The organism is Pseudomonas sp. G166 (assembly GCF_037027455.2).
In the GTDB taxonomy this organism is placed as follows: Bacteria; Pseudomonadota; Gammaproteobacteria; order Pseudomonadales; family Pseudomonadaceae; genus Aquipseudomonas.
On sequence record NZ_CP146985.1, the window covers coordinates 4,977,451 to 4,997,437 of the forward strand.

Consider the following 19,987-nt stretch of genomic DNA (forward strand, 5'->3'; position numbering starts at 1 on the left):
CCCACGCAAAGCGTGGGAACGATCAAAAGGTCTTGCTTGGCAAGGCCTTTTTTATGAGCAAGAAACTTTTAAGTTGAGCCTATTAACGATATGAAGCAACCATGCTTCGCCCGTGCCCCAAGCGTTCCAATAGCTGTAATAACAACTCAACTCTCTTAATAGATACTCCCTCAACTCCAACTCATTTTTCTTCTTGCTGAGTAGTACATTGAGTTCCTTCTCAACAGCCCTCAGCTCCTCACTATCAGACGCTGTTAGAAAAGCATCAAGGGCTTGCTCGGCGGTCTCATATTCGACAGTCCAATCTTGGTGAAAATAAGATCCAAGAAAGTCATGTAGCTCAGGGAAATCTGCATTCATACTTCCGGAAATCCTGTTAGCAAAAAATACCCCATTGGTTTTTTTTGGTCTTTCTTCAATACCAGTAATACTTTTGATGCCGTCATGTAGTCGGTGCGACCATTTAGCAAGCTGGTTCCCACTGGCTGGGTGAAAGTATGCCTAATAGTCGTCTTTTCTTTCTTGCCTGCTAAGAATTTTTCGATTTTCTTTTCATTTGCAGCCAATGCCCTCGCTGCTGACAACTCAGCAGTAGGTCGATCGGGGAACGTAGAGGCGGCAGGGATATCTGGCTCTGCCTCCAGTCTTTGGGCTAGCTGTGCATTTGTCCTACCAATATGTTTCTCAATCAAATGCCCACCACGAGCCTCATGTGCCGCCAAACCTCCCCCAGGCACAATCTCGCTGAACGGTCCATCGGCCTCGATATCACCAGGACAATGACAGGCCAACCCCAACGGATCCACCCACCCCGTCGGGTTCAGGGTGTAGCGATACCCATTGAGCCCGCCCGCCAGTTTGCTCGGATCAGGCGTCAAATAGCGGCCGGTGTCGGGATTGTAGTAGCGGTGGCGGTTGTAGTGCAGGCCGCTTTCGGGGTCGAAGTATTGGCCCTGGAAGCGCAAGGGTTGCTCAAGCTGTTCGCCGCCGCCGTGAACCAGTTCGGTGGTTTTGCCGTAGCCGTTGTAGCGCGCTGACCAGACGATCTGGCCGCCGTAGTTGGTCAGTTCCTGGGGGGTGCCCAGGTGGTCGAGGTGGTAATAGAACGGGCAGGCGTTCAAGCCTTTGCCGTCGAGCATGACCAATGGGCGGAAGGTGCCGGGTTCGTAGAGGTAGCTGCGGTGGTGGCGTCGGCTGCTTTCGGCAACGACCTGGTCACCCTGCCAGAAAAATTCCGTGGTCAGGCCGTTCACGGTCTTGCTGATGCGCCGGCCAAAGGCGTCGTAGCGGTAGGTCGCTTCGTGGCCGTCCGGCATGCTCACGCCGATCAGGCGGTGCTGGCTGTCGTAGCGGTATTCGTTGACCAGGGCCTTGCCGCGGCGTTCGCGGATCAGGTTGCCGAAGGCGTCGTAGTCATAGTGACGGTCGCCCTCCGCCAGCAGACGGTTGCCCTTGCGGATGATCGGGCCAGTGCGGTCCTCCAGCAAGAGGTTGCCCGCCGGGTCGTGCATGAAGTGTTCTGGCGGCTCGCTGTGAGAGAAGTCGATGCGGGTCAGGCGATCCAGCGGGTCGTACTGGTAGTAACGGCGGTTTCGGTTGTCGGAAAGGGTCGCAAGGTTGCCCTTGGCGCTGTAGGTATAATCGCGCCAGAACAGTTGCTGCTGTTGGGTCTGCCACACCGTCTGGGCCTTGAGGCGGCCCTGTTCGTCGTAGTCGTATTCGCTGAGCAACAGGCCCTGTTGGCGCTGCCGTTCACGACCGCCGTCAAACCGATGCTCGGTCAGGCGTGTGCCGTTCAGGTCAATCGCGATCAGCACGCCGCCCAGGGTGTGGTGGTAATCGAGCGTGCTGTTGTCCGGCAGGCGCAGGTGGTTGAGCCGCCCGCCGATATCGTAGCGATAGCGCAGGGTGCCCCAGCCCTGGTGTTCGGTGATCAGCCGGTCATGGACGTCGTATTCGAACGCCAGTGGATGATCGGTACCGTCGTCGACATGGACCAGTCGGCCCAGCCCGTCGTAGCGGTACTCGATCGTCTGGCCGTCGGGCAAGGTCTTGATCTGCAGTCGCCCGGCCGCGTCGCGCTGGTAGCCCGTGACAAGCCGGGCGCCCTTCTCGCCGAACTCGGTTTTCTCCAGCAGGTGGCCGTTGAGGTCGTAGGCATAGGCGGTGCGTTGACCGTCGAAGTCGATCTGCTGTCGGATCAAACCATTGGGCGTGTAGTCCAGCTGATACTTTTCGCCGGATTCGTTTTCGATCTCTGTCAGCAACAACCGCGCCGAGTCGTAGCGATACTTGAGCTCGGTGCCGTCGGGGTTGAGGCGCCGGCTGATCAGGTGCAGGTCGTCGGCATATTCGTAACGGGTGATGCGCCCCAGCTCATCGCGCTCGGCGGTGACCTTGCCGTAGGCGTTGTAGCTCCAGGTGCGGCTGGCGCCGGTAGGTAAGGTCGTCTGGAGCAGCCGACCGACAGCGTCCCATTGGTAATACGTGAGGGCGCCGTGTTCGTCCTGGCGGCTCAGCAGACGCCCAAGGACGTCGTAGGAAAAACACCGACGACTGCCGTCGAGCAGGATTTCTTCCGTCAGTTGGCCGAGCCTGTTCCAGACCCATTGCTGAAAACTGCCGTCGCAGTGGCTGATCTCCACCAGTCGGCCCTGGCCGTCGTAGTGGTAATAGGTGACCTTTGCGTCGGGATCGATCTGTTCGGTAATGTCGCCCTGGTCGTTGCGTCGGTAGGTCCACACCGTTTTGCCGCGGGAACGGGCGTGCAGGAAACCGTTGCGGTATTCGTAGGACGTGGGCTCCTCGTTAGGCGGAATCAGCGCCACCAACCGGCCTGCTTCGTCGTAGCGGTATTCGGTGACAGCGCCCAGCGGGTCCTGCTCGGCGATCAGCCGGCCTTGTTCGTCATAGGCCTTGAGACGCTCGCCGCCATCGGGTTCGACCTTGCGCACCAGCCGCGCCCGGTCGTCGTGGACGTATACCTCCTGACTACCGTCGAGGTGCCGGACCGTGAAGCTGCCGTCCTCGCCCCAGGTGTACCGGCTGTCCATCTGCGCAAACGAGGCCCAATGCCTGACACAACGAGCCGTCCGGCCAACACCTTGCCACTCCCAGAAAAAACTCGCCCCGCCGGCCAGTTGCCGCTGGAGGATGACGTGCTGGTCGTCATAGTCGTAGCGTTCACTTTCACCGGCGGCGTTGGTCGCTTCGATGAGCCGGAAACGTCCGTCGTAGCGGTAGGACACCAGCGTCTGTTCGGTCCGCCAGGCTTCGTCCAGGGTGAGGGCCGGGTGGAAGCTCTGGTAATCGATGGCGATCAGGTGGCGCTGTTCGTAACGCAGGCTCAGGGCCCGTCCGGCACCGTTGTTCAGGCGGCAGATGTCACCATGGATATTGCGCTGGATCGTCAGGCGGTTGTCGTAGCGGTCGCTGAGACAGGTCAGGTGGCCATCGTGAAAATGCAGGAACGGTGCGTTTTCGCCGGGCTGGGCGATGATCAGTTCGTCCGGTTCACTTCCCAGGTAAATAGCGGCGCGGGCCAGGCTGTTGTGGATCGCCGGACGTTGGGCGCTGGGCAGCGGAAACGTCGTACGGCGGTTTTCCTGGTCGATCCAAATGACCTGCTCGCCTTCGAGTTGCAAACGCTGAGCCAGGGCATGGCTCCAACCGCGCCCGAGCCCCACGTCCAAGTCCACCGCGCTGGTGCGGTACAAACGGGTGAAGACAAATGGCAGGCGACCATCAAGGGTGCCGTCCTCCAGGGTCAGCAGCTCTTCGCCGGTGACCATCGACACCGGGCAGCCGCTGGTTTGGGTCTGGGCCGCGGTATCGGTGCTGTCGCCGTTGGGGTTTTTCGAGGGGCTGGGGGCGTCGTCGTGGGGGTCGTGTTTTTTCAGCGTGGTATTGCGCTGTGCGTCCCAGCGCAGCTGCACGCGGCCCTTTTTCACCCCGGCCGCGATGCCTCGTGCCGCCACGGTCTTGTAGCGGTCCACGTAGGTCATGAAGCCGTTGACCAGCGCAAAGATTGCTCGGATGAAACGCTGCACGGCGTTCAGCAGGGTTGCGCCGTGCCTGGCCAACCGCATTGACAGATAGGCTATCCCTGCGCCTGCCCCGGCAAAGGTCAAGGCCACGCCAATCAGCAAGTCGATCGCCAGTTGCACCGCCATGGTCGAGAGTACTTCGGCGGTTTCGCCGGCAACTTCGCTGGGCGGCAACATCTCCAGCCATAGGCTCGCGGTCCGCACCAGCAGGCACAACGCCGCTTCGTCGCTGGCCAGCAGTTGCAGCTTGGCCATCACCAGCGGTGTGTCTTGCGCCAGTTTCTTCAGTTGCTCAACGCTATCACCCAAGCGATCAACAAACTGGCTGGGATCCTTGAGGATGTCCGAGAGCAGGCTGATGCTGTCCCACACCCCCTCGATCGCCGCCCAACTGCCGGCGAGCAGGCCATTGCCCACCGAGGTCGCCAAGGATTGCTGGGACCACTGTGGCTTGAAGCCTTGCCACTCGCCGCGTAACCAGTCCGTCAGCTTGATGGTAAGGCTGTCGTAGGAAGAAAACAGATCGGTAAGCTGCGCAGTAGACACTTCGCCCTGGACGTGAACCCGATAGAATCGGCCCGCTTCGCCCGTAAAGGTCCCCAGGCCCTGGGCATCCAGGGGGACTGGCGTGACCTTGCCGCTGTCCACCGCCACCACATCCACCACGATGTCGCCCAGCGGAATGTCATACACCGACTCGAGCTTGCTCTCGATCGTCATCACCCCGCCCTGGGGACACTGGACAACGGTGGAGAGAAAGTCATCGTCGCCGGTGCTGACGGCGGTGGTGCTGTCGCCGAAACGGATCAGCCGCTCCATGCCCAGCAGCGAGGGCAGGTCGGCCGCCTGGCTGGCCCGGTCCGCCGCCCGGCTGTACCAGCGTTCGAGCTGTTCGCGGTAGACAGACAGGGTGTCCTTAAAACTGTCGAGTTGCTCCTCGATACGGCGCACCTGGTCCATCAGGACACGGCTCGTTCAAGGGCCAGCAGGAAAAAACGGTCGAACATGGGCAGACGTCTCGCAACGCTCAGGAAGCGCGAGACTTTGCCGGGGATGACTGGGGAAATAAGTCAGGAGAAGGAGACAGCGCGTGTAAGGCGATTCGCTAAATTCGCCCAACACGTAAAACGGTAGATGGCCGGCGGGAAAAGACTGTCTTTTCCAAGCGGCCTGTGGATAACGCTACAACGCAGAGTCCTTGAGCGTTTTGAGCTTGATCTCGGCCAACGGATGCCCGGCGTTCGCCGCCAAGGCCCACCAACGTGCCGCCTCGACCGGGTCCGGCGCCTTGCTGGCTGTACCGGCGAGGCTGATCACTCCGACCTGATAGGCGGCCTTGCCGTCACCGGCCAAGGCCGCCAAGCGCAGCAGGCGAATGCCTTCCTCCCGAGCTCCGAGCCCTTGGCCACGAAACGTCAGAATATGCCCGTAGAAACTTTGCGCTGCGACGTCGCCCAGGTTTGCCATCCGGGAGAACTGGCCCTCAAGCCAGGCCCAGCCACGCGGCTGGCGGACGAACCACGACCAATGAAACAAACGACGTGCCAGCCAGTAGCCGGCCCGAGCCTTGATACGCCAGAGCATTCAGGCCTCCGCCGATTCGGGGTACTCGTATTCGAACACCCGGACCACTTCCGACGCGTGCCAGGAAGCGGCGGCCACACCATCGGAGGGCCCGGAAAAACGTCCAAGGCGCTCAACGCATTCGAAAAAACCAGTGCGCGGCAACCGACTGGCACCCTGGCTGATGACCAACGAACTGCGCAACGGCTGTTCAGCCCTGGCATCCAGGGCGGCCAAGTGCTCCAGGGCCGCGGTCAAGGTTTGCATGGCTGGACTGGGCAACTGCAAGCGCTCCAGCAAGGCGCGGTACGTCAACAAATGGCGCTGGCGGCGCGCCTGGTCCAATTCACCCAACAACCCATCCCAATGCTGCCGACTGATGCGTACACTCACGATTCATCCCTCCAACCCGGCACCGTCAACTCCCAGGCCAGACTGCGCCGAATCGCGGCATCGGGCTGACGCTCGCCGCTCTCGATCAAGGCCAGATAAGACGGACTGATACCTACCGTGCGGGCCAACGCCTCAATGGCGATGCCCTTCCCTTCGCGCAAACTGCGTAATTGATCCAGACCAGGGAGAACCTGGCCAGGTGCCGCCGCGTGACGGACTGTAGCCTCGCGCGACGGTGCTTGCTCGATGCCTGCTGCCTTCAACAACGACTGGTACTGATCCCACGGTAAAACCGCGTATTCGGGCTCACCGTCGCGTGTGATTATTTGGATATCCATGTCTACCCCGTAGGACAACAACACTTAGCAAGACAGCTTTTTTCTTTAGAAGTGTAATCCTAATAGCGGCTAAGGTCGCGGGGCTATGAATCTCTGCTGGGAATGGCCCAGGATCAGGTTTTTTTCTCACCTTGGAGCAGGAGTTGTTCCGGGGTGTCGGGAAGTCTTTCCACCCGAGCCAGTTTCTCGGGTGATTGCCGATAGCGCCAGGCGCGGAAGGCTTCAAGCTCACTGTCGAGGGTTTTCATGATCCAGGCCAGTACGGCGATATCATCGATCATACCGAACACCGGCAGGAAATCAGGAATCGCATCCAGGGGACTGAGGAAATACATCAATCCCGCCACCACCGACAGCAGCGACTTGGCACTGACCGCCCGGTATTCGCCACGCCAGTAAGCCAGGCACAACGCCTGGAGCAAGCGCAGATCTTCCTTGAGCTTGCCCAACCGGCCGCCCTCCCGGGCACTTTTGCTGGCGACGGCAAACAGCAACGTCGGCAATCGACCGCGGGCCAGCAGACGGCCTGCCAAGGGCAGGAATCGCGCAAAATTCCACGGGGCCTTCATTTTTTCTCCCACTGAAATGTTATCCACACAAATTGTGGATAACCTTGTGAACAGAGCTGCATTTCAGCGCTGGAACCCCCGTTTCATAAGGGCCCGGCTTAGATCGGGCGTTTTTTACTCACATAAAAAAACCCAATATTTCATTGACTTGACCGCCTGACTGCGTCTAGCACAGCGCCTGTACTGCCTATGACTGTAGCCTGCCCTGAGCGTTCGGTTTTTTGGCATTTCCGCTGCCCAGATGCAACAACGCCCCGCATGAGCGAGGCGTTGTCGTTTTGTCGCTATAGCAGACGCGATTACTTGGCCGCGTCTTCTTTTGCCGGATCCTTGATCGCCAGCAGCTCCAGATCGAATACCAGGACCGAGTTGGCCGGAATGGCCGGGCTCGGGCTCTGGGCGCCGTAGGCCAGCTCGCTCGGGATGTACAGCTTGTATTTCTCGCCGACATGCATCAGTTGCAGGCCTTCGACCCAACCCGGGATCACGCCGCTGACCGGCAGATCAATCGGGCTGCCACGTTCAACGGAGCTGTCGAACACGGTGCCGTTGGTCAACTTGCCGGTGTAGTGGACAGTCACGACATCGGTCGGCTTAGGCTGCGGGCCATCGGCTTTCTTGACCACTTCATACTGCAGGCCGGAAGCGGTGGTGGTTACACCGGCTTTCTTGCCGTTTTCCTCGAGGAATTTCTTGCCGGCCGCTGCCGACTCTTCGCTCATCTTGGCCATGCGCTCTTCGGCACGTTTTTGCAGTGCGGCAAAGGCTTCGACCAGTTCTTCGTCTTTCAGCTTCTGTTCTTTCTTGCCGACGGCATCTTCGATGCCCTGGGCGACTGCTTTGGAGTCCAGGTCATCCATACCTTCCTGAGCCAGGCTTTTGCCCATGTTCAGGCCAATACCGTAGGAAGCTTTCTGCGCCGGGGTCTTCAGCTCTACGCTGGTCTGCGAGTCGCAACCCGCGAGTACCAGGCCAACCAGGGCCACCGCCGCCGCCAACCGATGCTGTTTCATGCTATTTCCTTGTTCATGCGCCTAAAGGGCAATCGAGTAAAGCCGCGAGCTTATCAGGCGGCCACGACCAATGGCTACCGGCATGTGAGCAGCAAAGCGCTGATAAGTTCACGTCCGCAAACGCTTTTTAATCCTGGGCCAATGAAGCATCTGTCATCTATTACGTACAGGGACAAATTGCCGCTTCCCACTGCCCCCAGGGTAATGGCCACTTGCCGGCCACGCCACGCTGAGGCATAAGGACATATCAAAAAAACAAGGACGTTACCGTGCGCCTTCTCTCTCGCCTCCTCTTGTTGCTCCTCGCGCTGCTGGCTGTCGCCGTGGCGGTGGTGCTTTATTACGTCGCCAATCCACGCCTGCCGTTCTATACACCAGCCCAGCAGGTGCATTACCTGGATCAATGGAGCGCCACCGAGCGCCAGACGTATTACTTCACGCCCCAGGGCACCCAGGTCAAAGGCCTGCGCTACGACTGGTTCACCGCCCTCGAATTGCCGTTCTCGCAGCAACGTTTCGCTTCGCCTGAGTACCTGGCGCGCTTCGGCTTCCTGGTCGACCCGGCGCAGAAGGCCTCGTCGGCCAACCCAGGCAACCTGCCGGTGGGTTTCGCCCGGCACCAGAACCCCGGCAGCACCGAGCAATTCCTGGATATCACCTGCGCCGCCTGTCACACCGGGGAACTGCGCTTCAAGGGCCAGGCGATACGGATCGACGGCGGTTCGGCGCAACACGTGCTGCCTTCCAGTGTTCCGACATTGCGCGGTGGCAGTTTCGGACAGGCGCTGGTCGCCAGTCTGGCTTCCACCTACTACAACCCCTGGAAATTCGAACGCTTCGCCCGTCAGGTACTGGGCAAGGACTACGATGCCCGTCATGAAGAATTGCGTGAACAATTCAAGACCTCGCTGTACACCTTCCTGCGAGTGGCCTGGAACGACACCCATCGCGGCCTCTACCCCACCGAAGAAGGCCCCGGCCGTACCGACGCCTTTGGCCGTATTGCCAACGCCAGCTTTGGCGACGCCATTTCAGCCAAGAACTACCGGGTCGCCAACGCACCGGTGGATTACCCGCAGTTGTGGGATATATGGACATTTGACTGGGTCCAGTGGAACGGCTCGGCCCAGCAACCGATGGCCCGTAACGTCGGCGAAGCGTTGGGCGTGGGCGCCACGCTGAATTTCTTCGACGCCCAGGGCAAGCCATTGCAGGGCGATGCGCGATACCCCTCCAGCGTGCGCGTGCGCGACCTGAACACGATCGAAGAAACCCTGCAACTGCTCAAGCCACCGGCGTGGCCGGAGGCGCTGCTTGGCGCGATCGATAAACCGCTGGCCGCCAAGGGCCGGGCGCTGTTCGCCGAAAACTGCGCCGGCTGCCATGTGCCCAACGTGGTCCAGGGCCCCGACAGGCCGGTCCAGCAACTGCACATGCTGCCGGTGAAAGCGATCGGCACCGACCCGGGCACCGCCGATAATATTGCCGACCACCGCTTCGACCTGACTAGCCTGCAGTGGGATCCGACCGAGCTGGCGAAGCTGGACGTGCAACTGCACCCCACTCCCACCGAGCCACTGGACCTGAGCCAGCTCTCAGTCGCCAAGGGCCTGGCCTACGTCACGGCATTCGTCGAAAACCGTGCTTACCGCGATGCCGGCGTCACCCCCGTCGAGCGCCCGGCCCTGGACGGTTTCGGCCTGCCCATCGGTGTGCGCGAACTGCGCGCCTACAAGGCCCGGCCGCTAGCGGGTGTCTGGGCCACGCCACCATTCCTGCACAACGGCTCGGTGCCGACGATCTATCAACTGCTGTCTCCCCAGGCCGAACGGGCGAGCACCTTCTATAAGGGCAGCTTCGAATACGATCCACGGCACCTGGGCTATCGCACTGAAGCCTTCACCAATGGTTTTCTCTTCGATACGCGGATAACCGGCAACCACAACAGCGGCCACGAATTCCGTGCCGGCGAGCGAGGTAACGGCGTGATCGGCCGCCTGCTGCAGCCGCAGGAACGCTGGGCGCTGCTGGAGTACCTCAAGGTGCTCGGCGGGCCACTGGAGTCGCAACTGTAATGATCACCCTCTCAGGCAAAAGGAATTTTCCATGCTGATCACGCTCTGGCTACGCCTCGGCGCCTTTTTGGGCAAGACGCTCCTGTGGCTGCTGGGCATCGGCCTGCTCGGCTGGGCGCTGACCAGCGCATGGTTCGCCTGGCAACACAGCGGGGCGGTTTCGGACAAAGAGCAGATTGCGCCCGGTGAGGCGGCGATGACCCAGGAGATCATCCAGACCGCGATCCGCATCGTCGATCAGCACCGGGAAGGCACACGCTACCTGCGCGACGCCCACGCCAAGGCTCACGGCTGCGTCATGGCCGAAGTCCAGGTGCCGAACGACCTGCCAGCCCCCTTGCGCCAGGGGGTCTTTGCCGAGCCTGGGAAGGTCTGGCAGGCGACGATCCGTCTGTCCAACGGCAACGCCTACCCACAGTTCGATAGCCTGCGCGATGCCCGAGGGATGGCGATCAAGCTGCTGGGCGTGCAGGGTAAACAACTGTTGGCTGACCGCCAGTCACAGGGCGAGCAGGATTTCGTGATGTTCAACCATCCGAACTTCTTCGTCAGTGATGTCGCCGAGTATCGTCAGAATGTGGCCGCCCAGGCCGATGGAAAAAAGGTGATGGCATTCTTTCCCAGCGCGGACCCACGCAGTTGGCAGATTCGCCATTTATTCATCGCCCTGGCGACCCTTTCACCGGCCCCGGCCAGCCCGACCCAGACCACATACTTTTCGGTATCGCCCTACAAGTTCGGCGCGGCCAACGCCAAGTTTCGCGTAGCCCCGGACCCCGATAGCTGCCCGGCCTATACCTTGCCGGCGCAAAACCAGGACCTGCCGAACTTCTTGCGTAGCGCGCTGAATCAGCAGTTATCCACAGACCGGGTGCCGGCGTGTTTTGTCTTGCAGATCCAGCGCCAGGATCCGAGCAAGTACATGCCGATCGAAGACACCAGTATTGAATGGCAGGAAAGTGACGCACCGTTCGAGACCGTGGCCCACATCAAAGTGCCGGCCCAGGATTTCGATACGCCCAAGCTGAACCTGGCCTGTGACAACCAGTCCTTCAACCCCTGGTTCGGCATTGAAGCCCATCGCCCCATCGGCGGCATCAACCGTTTGCGCAAAGCCGTGTATGAGGCGGTCAGCGATTACCGTCATAGCCGTAATGCCGAGCAGTAGATAACCGGTAAATGCCAGACAGCAAAAAGCCCGCTCGATTGAGCGGGCTTTTTGTTGGCAACCTGGCGTTCAGTGGGTCAGGTTGCCGAATATGGCGCAGCGGACGGGACTCGAACCCGCGACCCCCGGCGTGACAGGCCGGTATTCTAACCGACTGAACTACCGCTGCGCGTAACATTGAAAGCTTGGTGGGTGATGACGGGATCGAACCGCCGACATTCTGCTTGTAAGGCAGACGCTCTCCCAGCTGAGCTAATCACCCTGCACTTTCGATGCGGGGCGCATTCTCTCACAATTTTTTGTAACGTGCTGATTTAATTAGCAAAAACAGCAAAAAAGTGAGCGATGCCATCGCATTAACCGCAAACAGCAAAAAGCCCGCGTTAGCGGGCTTTCCGTTGGTCACCTGGCGTTCAGTGTTCCAGATAACCGAATATGGCGCAGCGGACGGGACTCGAACCCGCGACCCCCGGCGTGACAGGCCGGTATTCTAACCGACTGAACTACCGCTGCGCGTAACACGTTGAACGAATGGTGGGTGATGACGGGATCGAACCGCCGACATTCTGCTTGTAAGGCAGACGCTCTCCCAGCTGAGCTAATCACCCTTCGCTTTCGGTGTGGCGCGCATTCTACGGAGCACTCCCAAAGCTGGCAAGCACTTTTTAATTTAATTTTTTCAGCCCTTCCAAAGGCTTAGCGAAGGGTTGGCCTATGGCGCTGCGAAGAGAATAATGCCCCCCTTTGTATAAAGGAGAGACTCACCCCATGTGGTTCAAAAACCTGCTTATCTATCGCCTGACCCAAGATCTGCCTTTTGATGCCGAGGCGTTGGAAACTGCACTGGCCAGCAAACTGGCGCGTCCATGTGCAAGCCAGGAGTTGACCACTTACGGTTTCGTCGCGCCGTTTGGCAAAGGCGAAGACGCCCCCCTGGTGCATATCAGCCAGGACTTCCTGCTGATCGCCGCTCGCAAGGAAGAACGCATATTGCCTGGCAGCGTCGTACGCGACGCCCTGAAGGAAAAGGTCGAAGAGATCGAAGCCGAGCAAATGCGCAAGGTCTATAAAAAGGAACGGGACCAGCTCAAGGATGAAATCATCCAGGCGTTCCTGCCGCGGGCATTCATTCGTCGCTCGTCCACCTTCGCCGCCATCGCGCCAAAACAGGGCCTGATCCTGGTGAACTCGGCCAGCCCGAAACGCGCCGAAGACCTATTGTCGACCCTGCGCGAAGTCATCGGCTCACTGCCGGTCCGCCCGCTGACGGTCAAGATGGCCCCCACCGCGACCATGACCGACTGGGTCAAGACCCAGAAAGCCGCAGACGATTTCTTCGTGCTGGACGAATGCGAACTGCGCGACACCCACGAAGACGGTGGCATCGTGCGCTGCAAGCGCCAGGACCTGACCAGCGACGAAATCCAGCTGCACCTCAACACCGGCAAGGTGGTGACGCAACTGTCGCTGGCCTGGCAGGACAAGCTGTCCTTCGTGCTCGACGACAAGATGGTGGTCAAGCGCCTGAAGTTCGAAGACCTGTTGCAAGACCAGGCGGAGCAGGACGGCGGCGACGAAGCCCTCGGCCAACTGGACGCCAGCTTCACCCTGATGATGCTGACGTTCGGCGAGTTCCTGCCGGCGCTGGTTGAAGCGCTGGGTGGGGAAGAGATTCCGCAGGGGATCTAAACCGACGGTTAGGGCCCCTGTGGGAGCGAGCTTGCTCGCGATAGCGATTTGTCAGTCAACATTTCTGTGGCTGCCACACCGCTATCGCGAGCAGGCTCGCTCCCACATTAGTTTTGTGTGGTTCAACTTCATAATAAGGATCAGGTCATGCGTGCATTGGCTGCATTGAGTCGCTTTGTCGGGAATACCTTCGCTTACTGGGTACTGATTTTCGCCGTCGTGGCATTTGTGCAGCCGGCCTGGTTCATCGGCCTGAAAGGCGCGATTGTGCCGCTGCTGGGGCTGGTGATGTTCGGCATGGGCCTGACCCTCAAGCTCGATGACTTCGCCGAAGTCGCACGCCACCCGTGGCGCGTGGCCCTTGGCGTAGTCGCACATTTCGTGATCATGCCCGGTGTGGCGTGGTTGCTCTGCCAGGTCTTCCACCTGCCGCCGGAAATCGCCGTCGGCGTGATCCTGGTGGGCTGCTGCCCGAGCGGCACCTCGTCGAATGTCATGACCTGGCTGGCTCGGGGCGACTTGGCCCTGTCAGTGGCCATCGCCGCCGTCACCACCCTGCTCGCTCCACTGTTGACCCCGGCGTTGATCTGGCTGCTGGCCTCAGCCTGGTTGCCGGTGTCGTTCATGGAGCTGTTCTGGTCGATCCTGCAAGTGGTGCTCCTGCCGATCGTACTGGGCGTGGTGGCGCAACGGGTGCTGGGGGACAAGGTACGGCATGCAGTGGATGTGTTGCCGCTGGTGTCGGTAGTGAGCATTGTCATCATCGTCACCGCCGTAGTCGCTGCCAGCCAGGCGAAAATCGCCGAATCAGGCCTGCTGATCATGGCCGTGGTGATGTTGCACAACAGCTTCGGCTTTTTGCTCGGTTATTTCACCGGGCACCTGTTCAAGCTGCCGCTGGCCCAGCGTAAATCCCTGGCCCTGGAAGTGGGCATGCAGAACTCCGGCCTGGGCGCGGCGTTGGCCAGTGCGCACTTTTCGCCGCTGGCGGCGGTACCCAGCGCGCTGTTCAGCGTCTGGCACAATATTTCCGGGGCGCTGCTCTCGACGTATTTCCGGCGCATGAGTGAAAAACAGGACCGCGAAACCCTCGCCGCTCGGCAGACAGCCGACTGAAGCAGACTTGATCGAGTGGTCAGTAATTGGCACTATCCATCCAGCGCGGGGACGACCCCGCCACTCGATCGAGTGCCTAATCCGGGGACGACCCCATCCATCGATGGAGGTATGTGATGTCCTGGATCATTCTGTTTTTTGCCGGCCTGTTCGAAGTCGGCTGGGCGGTCGGCCTGAAGTACACCGACGGTTTCAGCCGCCCTCTTCCCACTGCACTGACAATCACCGCCATGGCGATCAGCCTCGGCCTGCTGGGCCTGGCGATGAAGGAATTGCCGCTGGGCACGGCCTATGCGATCTGGACCGGGGTCGGTGCCGTGGGCACGGTGATCGCCGGGATCATTTTGTTTGGGGAATCGATGGCGCTGGTTCGCCTGGCCAGTGTGGCGTTGATCGTTGCCGGGTTGATCGGGCTCAAGGTCAGCGCCTGAATTGACTTGTGGGAGCGAGCTTGCTCGCGATTGCAATCTATCTGCTGGCATTGATATCACAGGCAGACCGCTATCGCGAGCAAGCTCGCTCCCACAGGTTTTCGACCTATCGGACAGTCCCGCGCAACTCCCCCACCAGCGCTTGCAACTGCGAAGGCGTGGCCGCCTCGACCGCCACCGCCGAACCCGCTACCAGCGTCACCCGCGACCAGAACCGCCGAAACAGCCCCTTGGCCGGGTCGCGACTGAAGAAACTGCCCCACAAGCCCTGCAGCGCCAGGGGAATCACCGGCACCGGGGTTTCCTGGAGGATGCGTGTCAGTCCACTCTTGAACTCATTGATCTCACCGTCACCGGTCAATTTTCCTTCAGGGAAAATGCACACCAACTCACCGTCCTTCAGGTATTGGGCGATTCGCTTGAAGGCTTTTTCGTAGATATGAATGTCTTCCTGGCGCCCGGCAATCGGGATCGTCCCGGCTGTGCGGAAGATGAAATTCAACACCGGCAGGTTGTAGATCTTGTAGTACATCACGAAGCGAATCGGCCGACGCACTGCGCCACCAATCAGCAAGGCATCGACGAAAGACACGTGGTTGCAGACCAGCAACGCAGCACCTTCATCGGGAATCGCCTCCAGGTTGCGATGCTCCACGCGGTACATGGAATGGCTCAGCAGCCAGATCATGAAGCGCATGCTGAACTCGGGGACGATCTTGAAGATGTAGGCGTTGACGCCGATGTTGAGCAACGACACGACCAGGAACAACTGGGGGATCGACAGTTTTGCCAGGCTCAGCAACACGATGGAGACGATGGCCGAGACCACCATGAACAACGCATTGAGAATGTTGTTGGCGGCGATCACCCGCGCCCGTTCGTTTTCCACGGTGCGCGACTGGATCAGCGCGTACAACGGCACGATATAGAAACCACCGAAGATACCCAGGCCGAGGATGTCGATCAGTACCAGCCAAGCGTGGCCGAAGCCGAGCACCTCCAGCCAACCGTGACCATCGACGCTGTCGGGGATCCCACCGGAATGCCACCACAGCAGCAGGCCGAACACCGTCAACCCGAACGAGCCGAACGGCACCAGGCCAATCTCTACTTTACGTCCGGAGAGCCGCTCGCAGAGCATCGAACCCAAGGCGATCCCCACCGAAAACACAGTCAGGATCAAGGTCACCACGGTTTCATCGCCGTGCATCCACTCTTTGGCATAGGCCGGGATCTGCGTCAGGTAAATCGCGCCGACGAACCAGAACCAGGAGTTGCCGACAATCGAACGGGACACCGCCGGGGTCTGCCCCAAACCCAGTTTCAGGGTGGCCCAGGATTGGCTGAAGATATTCCAGTTCAGGCGCATTTGTGGCGAGGCCGCCGCCGCACGCGGAATGCTGCAGCTGGCCAGGTAACCAAGCACGGCAACGCCGATAATCGCGCTCGCCACTACCGCAGCGTAATGCGCCGAGGACATCATGATCCCGGCGCCGATGGTGCCCGCGAGGATCGCCAGGAACGTGCCCATCTCCACCAGACCGTTGCCGCCGACCAGTTCATCCTCGCGCAAGGCCTGCGGCAGGATCGAATATTTCACCGGGCCGAACAGCGCCGAATGCGTGCCCATGGCAAACAGCGCCACCAGCATCAGCGATAGATGGTCGAACAGGAAACCCACCGCGCCCACCGCCATGATGACGATTTCGCCGAGCTTGATCAGACGGATCAACGCGTCCTTGGCGAATTTTTCCCCAAACTGCCCCGCCAGCGCCGAAAACAGGAAGAACGGCAGGATGAACAGCAATGCGCAGAGGTTGACCCAGATCGAGCGGTCGCCGTCGATGGTCAGCTTGTAGAGAATGGCGAGAATCAGCGACTGCTTGAATATGTTGTCGTTGAACGCGCCCAAGGACTGCGTGATGAAGAACGGCAGGAAACGCCGTGTGCGAAGCAAGGTGAACTGCGAAGGGTGACTCATCTTCCATGTTCCTGAGTGGCGTGGACGCTTATTGGAATGAACGCTTTTCGATCCAGGCCACACATTACCTGTCTTTAGCGATTATTTCGCCAGCCCCGCAATGCACGGCGACACAAACAACTCACCGTGCCAGGCCCCCGCGAGCGTACGCCGCCCGACGATCAGCCACATCACCACCAGCATCGCCACCAGCACGCAACCGAACACGCGGAAAAACTCCAGGCTCAGCAGGTCCGCCAGCTTCAGCGTGGTCAGCGCATACACGCCCAAGGGGAAGGTAAAGCCCCACCAGCCAAGGTTGAACGGAATGCCAGTGCGCAGATACCGCACAGTGATGAGCAGCGCCATCAACATCCACCAGAACCCCAGCCCCCATAACGTGATGCCGGCCACCAGCCCCAACCCTGCGGCGATTTCACCCACGCCGGTCAGGCCATTGGCGGCGAAAATCAACGGTGCATCGCTGCCCAGCAGCAACATGCCCAGGGCGCCGGTGCCGATCGGGCCGAGGGCCAGCCAGCTCGAGGCGGCCATGTTTTCGTGGGGCAGTTTGTGCAGGGCCATGCGCAACAGCAGGATCGTCAGGATGCTGAACGCCACCGGTAGGGAAAAAGCCCAGAGCACGTAGCTGGTCACCAGCATGACCAGTTGCGAATGAGCGTCGACCAGATGCGGCGCCAGCAGCCCGCCACTGGCCGCCGCGACTTCGGCGGCCACCACCGGCAACAGCCACACGGCGGTCATTTGGTCGATGCGGTGTTCCTGGCGGGTGAACATCAGGAACGGAATCAGCACGCCGCAGGCCAGGGACATGGCCACGTCGATCCACCACAACGCTTCGGCCAACGGCAGCACACCGTCGCCCCAGCGCGGCAGCCCGAATACCAGAAAGCCATTGATGATCGTCGCCAAGCCCATGGGAATGGTGCCGAAAAACATCGAAACCGTTGAGTGGCCGAAAATCCGTCGCGCCTCGTCGAAGAACAACACCCAACGCGCCGCATACAAACCGGTGAACACCACGAACAACAGGATGTTGAACAACCACAAACCTTCACCCAGCAGGCGCAGGCCCGATACATTTGCGGGCCACTGCGCCAAGGCCAGCGCCAGCACACCGGTCCCCATGACCACGGCGAACCAGTTGGGTGTGAATTGGCGAATGGCTTCCAGCGGCCTGGGCAAATGGCTCAATGGTCGAAAGCGGGTCTTGGCAGTGCAGCATGTCATGGCGAACTCCTGTCCTCGGATGAGGTGGAGCCATGCTAGGTCCGAATCGAATATCTATATAACGGGTAATTTCTGTATGTGTTATCGGTTTTACAGATAACAATCAGATACTACCCTCGGTCTCGATCACCAGGATTCGCGCCTCTCCCAGCGGCTTGGCGACGTGCTCGGTGCCCACTGATGCGTAGAAAATATCCCCGACGTCCAGCAAGGCATCTTTTTCCACACCGTCCTCCCGATAGCACATCCGCACTTGCCCATCGAGCACCACGAAGACTTCCTGACCGTCATTGATGTGCCATTTGTACGGCTGATCGGTCCAGTGCAGGCGCGTAGTGATGCCGTTCATGTTGGCGATATCCAGCGCTGCCCAGGCCCGCTGGCCGGTGAAGGATTTGCTGCGGATAATTTTCAAAGGGATCGCCCGGAAAAATGCTGGGACGCCAAGACTAACCCACTACGAGCGGCGGCTGCACTCAGGGTTTCAGGGCCGAACACCCTCGCCTGCCGGTTTTACCGACTGACGCGATAACCCCAGCAATGCAGCGACCGACAACACGATCAGCACCGCGCCATAGCCATCGGTGGTCGGAATCAACCCGAACACCCGCGTCAGATTCCCGGCCAGCAACGATGGCAGGCTGAACGCCAGGTAGCTGAGGACATAAAACGCCGACATCAAGCCGGCCCGCTCGTGGGGCAAGGCCAGCGGCATGATGCTGCGCAACGCCCCCAGGAACCCGGCGCCGAAACCACTGCCGGTCACCAGCGTGCCAATGAAGAACAACGGCAAGCTGCCGCCGTGTACCGCGATCAGTACCAGCGCCAGGCCGATCACCAACAGGCTCGCGGACAGGCGCAGCATTTTGTCGGCTTCCTGGTTGCGCAGCGTGTAGATGGACAACGCGCCGGTGAGCGTCAACACCGCCACCAGCGCGCCGCCGATCAGATTGGATGTCGACCCGGTCGCGGCTCGCACCAGGGAAGGCGCCAAGGACAAATAAAAACCGCCCACCGCCCAGGCCGCCAGGTTCAGCGGCAGTACCAGCCACAAGGCCCGCCGCGCCTGGACCGGCACATGCAAGGTCGGACGCAGCGACTGCCAGGCACCGGGTTGCGGGCTGACGCTCTCCGCCAGACGCCAAAGGTAAATGGCTTGGGCCAGGAACAACCCGAGCAGAATCCAATACGTCAGTTGCAAGGGCAGCGGCGCGAACTCAGCCAACAGGCCGCAACCCAACGCCCCGCACGCCATGCCCAACAAGGGCGCGACGCTGGTAATCAGTGGGCCTTGTCGGCGGTCGAAGTCCAGCAAAGCGGCGCCAAGCACACTGGTGGCCATGCCCGTGGCGAACCCTTGGATCAATCGGGCGCCGATCAGCCAGGCGACACTGTTGGCGTTGATGAATAACAACATCGCCAGCATATTGAGCAACAGCGCCGCGAAGATCACTGGCTTGCGCCCCAGGTAATCCGACAGCGAGCCCACAATCAGCAGAGCCGCCAACAGACTGAACGCATACACACCGAAAATCAGCGTCAGGATCGCCGGGGAAAATTGCAAGTGTTCCTGATAGAGGTGATACAACGGCGTCGGCGCGCTGGACGCGGCGAGAAAACCGAGCAAGGTGATCGCCAGGAATATCAGGCTGGCACCGGTCGAAGCTGGACGAGACATGGGCACGCTCCACGAAGGCGGATACAAAAGCTAATTTTTTGCTTTTGCGGAGTGTGCTACCGGCGCGTGCTTAAAGCAAATTCTTTGTGTTAAGGTCCGATGCATGGCTATTAAAGAAGGTTTACGCCCCGGCGGCAGAAGCGCCCGGGTCCAAGAGTCGATTCATTCGGCGGTCCGCGCCCTGCTGCAAGAGCAGGACCGCGCCACCCTGACCGTGCCGCAAATCGCCGCGCGCGCAGGCGTCACGCCGTCCACCATCTACCGGCGCTGGGGCGATTTGCCGGCGCTGCTGGCCGACGTCGCCATCGCCCGCATGCGCCCCGACAGCGAACCGGCCAACACCGGCAGCCTGCGCGGCGACCTGCGCGCCTGGGCCGAGCAGTACCTGGACGAAATGAGCTCCGAGCCCGGTCGCAACATGATGCGCGACATCCAGGCCTGCGCCACGCCGGGGCATTGCGTGGGCATCCTCAGCGCCCAGTTGCAGATTATCCTCGATCGCTACCCCGATGAGCCGAACCCTGGCGTCGAGCGGCTGATCAATGTGGTGGTGGCGCCAACGGTGTTTCGCATCCTCTTCGCCACCGCGCCGCTGGCGGTTGAAGAGTTGTATCGGTTGGTGGATATCGCGTTGGGTCAGTAAGGCCGCCATCGCGAGCAGGCTCGCTCCCACAAGGGACCTGCGGTGAATACAAAT

17 protein-coding genes and 4 tRNA genes are annotated in these 19,987 nt (G+C 60.4%); 6 read left to right on the top strand and 15 right to left on the bottom strand.

What is annotated here, in order from left to right:
• Positions 1 to 51: 51 nt before the first annotated feature.
• The 7 genes from SGN16_RS21880 to SGN16_RS21910 form a co-directional block, all read right to left on the bottom strand.
• Positions 52 to 360, bottom strand: coding sequence for a contact-dependent growth inhibition system immunity protein (locus SGN16_RS21880; protein ID WP_335945310.1), 309 nt, complete (start codon positions 358 to 360; stop codon positions 52 to 54).
• Positions 357 to 5,006 carry an RNase A-like domain-containing protein gene (locus SGN16_RS21885; RefSeq protein ID WP_335945311.1) on the bottom strand — a complete coding sequence of 1,550 codons (4,650 nt, stop codon included), beginning with the start codon at positions 5,004 to 5,006 and terminating at the stop codon, positions 357 to 359. The genes SGN16_RS21880 and SGN16_RS21885 overlap by 4 nt, the downstream gene beginning before the upstream one ends.
• Positions 5,007 to 5,228: 222 nt before the next feature.
• Positions 5,229 to 5,630, bottom strand: coding sequence for a sel1 repeat family protein (locus tag SGN16_RS21890; protein WP_335945312.1), 402 nt, complete (start codon positions 5,628 to 5,630; stop codon positions 5,229 to 5,231).
• Positions 5,631 to 6,002 (bottom strand): hypothetical protein, encoded by a 372-nt coding sequence (locus tag SGN16_RS21895; protein ID WP_003179080.1) that lies wholly within the window; start codon positions 6,000 to 6,002, stop codon positions 5,631 to 5,633.
• The gene (locus tag SGN16_RS21900) at positions 5,999 to 6,340 is read right to left on the bottom strand and encodes a helix-turn-helix transcriptional regulator (protein WP_025215008.1); all 342 of its coding nucleotides are present in this window, start codon (positions 6,338 to 6,340) and stop codon (positions 5,999 to 6,001) included. Before SGN16_RS21900 ends, SGN16_RS21895 begins: the two co-directional genes overlap by 4 nt.
• Positions 6,341 to 6,453: 113 nt before the next feature.
• The gene (locus SGN16_RS21905) at positions 6,454 to 6,909 is read right to left on the bottom strand and encodes a YkvA family protein (protein ID WP_210639993.1); all 456 of its coding nucleotides are present in this window, start codon (positions 6,907 to 6,909) and stop codon (positions 6,454 to 6,456) included.
• 299 nt (positions 6,910 to 7,208) lie between these two features.
• Positions 7,209 to 7,922: an FKBP-type peptidyl-prolyl cis-trans isomerase gene (locus SGN16_RS21910; RefSeq protein WP_210639995.1), complete on the bottom strand. Its 714-nt coding sequence runs from the start codon at positions 7,920 to 7,922 to the stop codon at positions 7,209 to 7,211.
• Between the two features lie 269 nt (positions 7,923 to 8,191).
• Between SGN16_RS21910 and SGN16_RS21915 the strand changes: the two genes are divergently transcribed.
• A complete protein-coding gene (locus SGN16_RS21915) occupies positions 8,192 to 9,997 on the top strand; it encodes a di-heme-cytochrome C peroxidase (protein ID WP_210639998.1) in 1,806 nt (601 codons plus the stop codon).
• A 31-nt stretch (positions 9,998 to 10,028) separates the two neighbouring features.
• Entirely contained in the window at positions 10,029 to 11,165 is a 1,137-nt protein-coding gene (locus tag SGN16_RS21920) for a catalase family protein (RefSeq protein ID WP_210640000.1), read from the top strand.
• Between the two features lie 92 nt (positions 11,166 to 11,257).
• Here the strand turns inward: SGN16_RS21920 and SGN16_RS21925 are convergent.
• The 4 genes from SGN16_RS21925 to SGN16_RS21940 all read right to left on the bottom strand — a co-directional run bounded on the left by SGN16_RS21925 (position 11,258) and on the right by SGN16_RS21940 (position 11,773).
• Positions 11,258 to 11,334 (bottom strand) — tRNA-Asp (locus SGN16_RS21925).
• 17 nt (positions 11,335 to 11,351) lie between these two features.
• Positions 11,352 to 11,427: transfer RNA gene (locus SGN16_RS21930), tRNA-Val, on the bottom strand.
• A gap of 174 nt (positions 11,428 to 11,601) precedes the next feature.
• Positions 11,602 to 11,678: transfer RNA gene (locus tag SGN16_RS21935), tRNA-Asp, on the bottom strand.
• 19 nt (positions 11,679 to 11,697) lie between these two features.
• A tRNA-Val gene (locus SGN16_RS21940) sits at positions 11,698 to 11,773 on the bottom strand.
• Positions 11,774 to 11,933: 160 nt separating this feature from the next.
• On the opposite strand from SGN16_RS21940, the gene rdgC reads away from it, so the two are divergent.
• The 3 genes from rdgC (at position 11,934) to sugE (ending at position 14,401) form a co-directional block, all read left to right on the top strand.
• Positions 11,934 to 12,854, top strand: a complete 921-nt coding sequence (gene rdgC, locus SGN16_RS21945) for a recombination-associated protein RdgC (RefSeq protein WP_003179064.1) — start codon at positions 11,934 to 11,936, stop codon at positions 12,852 to 12,854.
• 147 nt (positions 12,855 to 13,001) lie between these two features.
• Entirely contained in the window at positions 13,002 to 13,970 is a 969-nt protein-coding gene (locus SGN16_RS21950; RefSeq protein ID WP_335945313.1) for a bile acid:sodium symporter family protein, read from the top strand.
• Positions 13,971 to 14,086: 116 nt separating this feature from the next.
• Positions 14,087 to 14,401, top strand: a complete 315-nt coding sequence (gene sugE, locus SGN16_RS21955) for a quaternary ammonium compound efflux SMR transporter SugE (RefSeq protein ID WP_212801308.1) — start codon at positions 14,087 to 14,089, stop codon at positions 14,399 to 14,401.
• Between the two features lie 106 nt (positions 14,402 to 14,507).
• On the opposite strand, the gene SGN16_RS21960 is transcribed toward sugE, so the two are convergent.
• The 4 genes from SGN16_RS21960 to SGN16_RS21975 all read right to left on the bottom strand — a co-directional run bounded on the left by SGN16_RS21960 (position 14,508) and on the right by SGN16_RS21975 (position 19,290).
• Positions 14,508 to 16,382 (bottom strand): MFS transporter, encoded by a 1,875-nt coding sequence (locus SGN16_RS21960; protein ID WP_335945314.1) that lies wholly within the window; start codon positions 16,380 to 16,382, stop codon positions 14,508 to 14,510.
• A gap of 81 nt (positions 16,383 to 16,463) precedes the next feature.
• Entirely contained in the window at positions 16,464 to 17,612 is a 1,149-nt protein-coding gene (locus tag SGN16_RS21965) for a TDT family transporter (RefSeq protein WP_210640007.1), read from the bottom strand.
• 103 nt (positions 17,613 to 17,715) lie between these two features.
• Complete coding sequence (locus SGN16_RS21970) at positions 17,716 to 18,027, bottom strand: cupin (protein ID WP_335945315.1); 312 nt, start codon at positions 18,025 to 18,027, stop codon at positions 17,716 to 17,718.
• Between the two features lie 69 nt (positions 18,028 to 18,096).
• On the bottom strand, positions 18,097 to 19,290 hold the full coding sequence (locus tag SGN16_RS21975) for an MFS transporter (RefSeq protein WP_210640011.1): 1,194 nt from the start codon (positions 19,288 to 19,290) through the stop codon (positions 18,097 to 18,099).
• 103 nt (positions 19,291 to 19,393) lie between these two features.
• Between SGN16_RS21975 and SGN16_RS21980 the strand changes: the two genes are divergently transcribed.
• Positions 19,394 to 19,933 carry a TetR/AcrR family transcriptional regulator gene (locus tag SGN16_RS21980; RefSeq protein ID WP_210640012.1) on the top strand — a complete coding sequence of 180 codons (540 nt, stop codon included), beginning with the start codon at positions 19,394 to 19,396 and terminating at the stop codon, positions 19,931 to 19,933.
• Positions 19,934 to 19,987: the final 54 nt, after the last annotated feature.

Coding starts and splice junctions, on each gene's coding strand:
- SGN16_RS21880 (WP_335945310.1), bottom strand. CDS start 360: ATGAATGCAGATTTCCCTGAGCTACATGACTTTCTTGGATCTTATTTT.
- SGN16_RS21885 (WP_335945311.1), bottom strand. CDS start 5,006: ATGGACCAGGTGCGCCGTATCGAGGAGCAACTCGACAGTTTTAAGGAC.
- SGN16_RS21890 (WP_335945312.1), bottom strand. CDS start 5,630: ATGCTCTGGCGTATCAAGGCTCGGGCCGGCTACTGGCTGGCACGTCGT.
- SGN16_RS21900 (WP_025215008.1), bottom strand. CDS start 6,340: ATGGATATCCAAATAATCACACGCGACGGTGAGCCCGAATACGCGGTT.
- SGN16_RS21905 (WP_210639993.1), bottom strand. CDS start 6,909: ATGAAGGCCCCGTGGAATTTTGCGCGATTCCTGCCCTTGGCAGGCCGT.
- SGN16_RS21910 (WP_210639995.1), bottom strand. CDS start 7,922: ATGAAACAGCATCGGTTGGCGGCGGCGGTGGCCCTGGTTGGCCTGGTA.
- SGN16_RS21920 (WP_210640000.1), top strand. CDS start 10,029: ATGCTGATCACGCTCTGGCTACGCCTCGGCGCCTTTTTGGGCAAGACG.
- rdgC (WP_003179064.1), top strand. CDS start 11,934: ATGTGGTTCAAAAACCTGCTTATCTATCGCCTGACCCAAGATCTGCCT.
- SGN16_RS21950 (WP_335945313.1), top strand. CDS start 13,002: ATGCGTGCATTGGCTGCATTGAGTCGCTTTGTCGGGAATACCTTCGCT.
- sugE (WP_212801308.1), top strand. CDS start 14,087: ATGTCCTGGATCATTCTGTTTTTTGCCGGCCTGTTCGAAGTCGGCTGG.
- SGN16_RS21960 (WP_335945314.1), bottom strand. CDS start 16,382: ATGAGTCACCCTTCGCAGTTCACCTTGCTTCGCACACGGCGTTTCCTG.
- SGN16_RS21965 (WP_210640007.1), bottom strand. CDS start 17,612: ATGACATGCTGCACTGCCAAGACCCGCTTTCGACCATTGAGCCATTTG.
- SGN16_RS21975 (WP_210640011.1), bottom strand. CDS start 19,290: ATGTCTCGTCCAGCTTCGACCGGTGCCAGCCTGATATTCCTGGCGATC.
- SGN16_RS21980 (WP_210640012.1), top strand. CDS start 19,394: ATGGCTATTAAAGAAGGTTTACGCCCCGGCGGCAGAAGCGCCCGGGTC.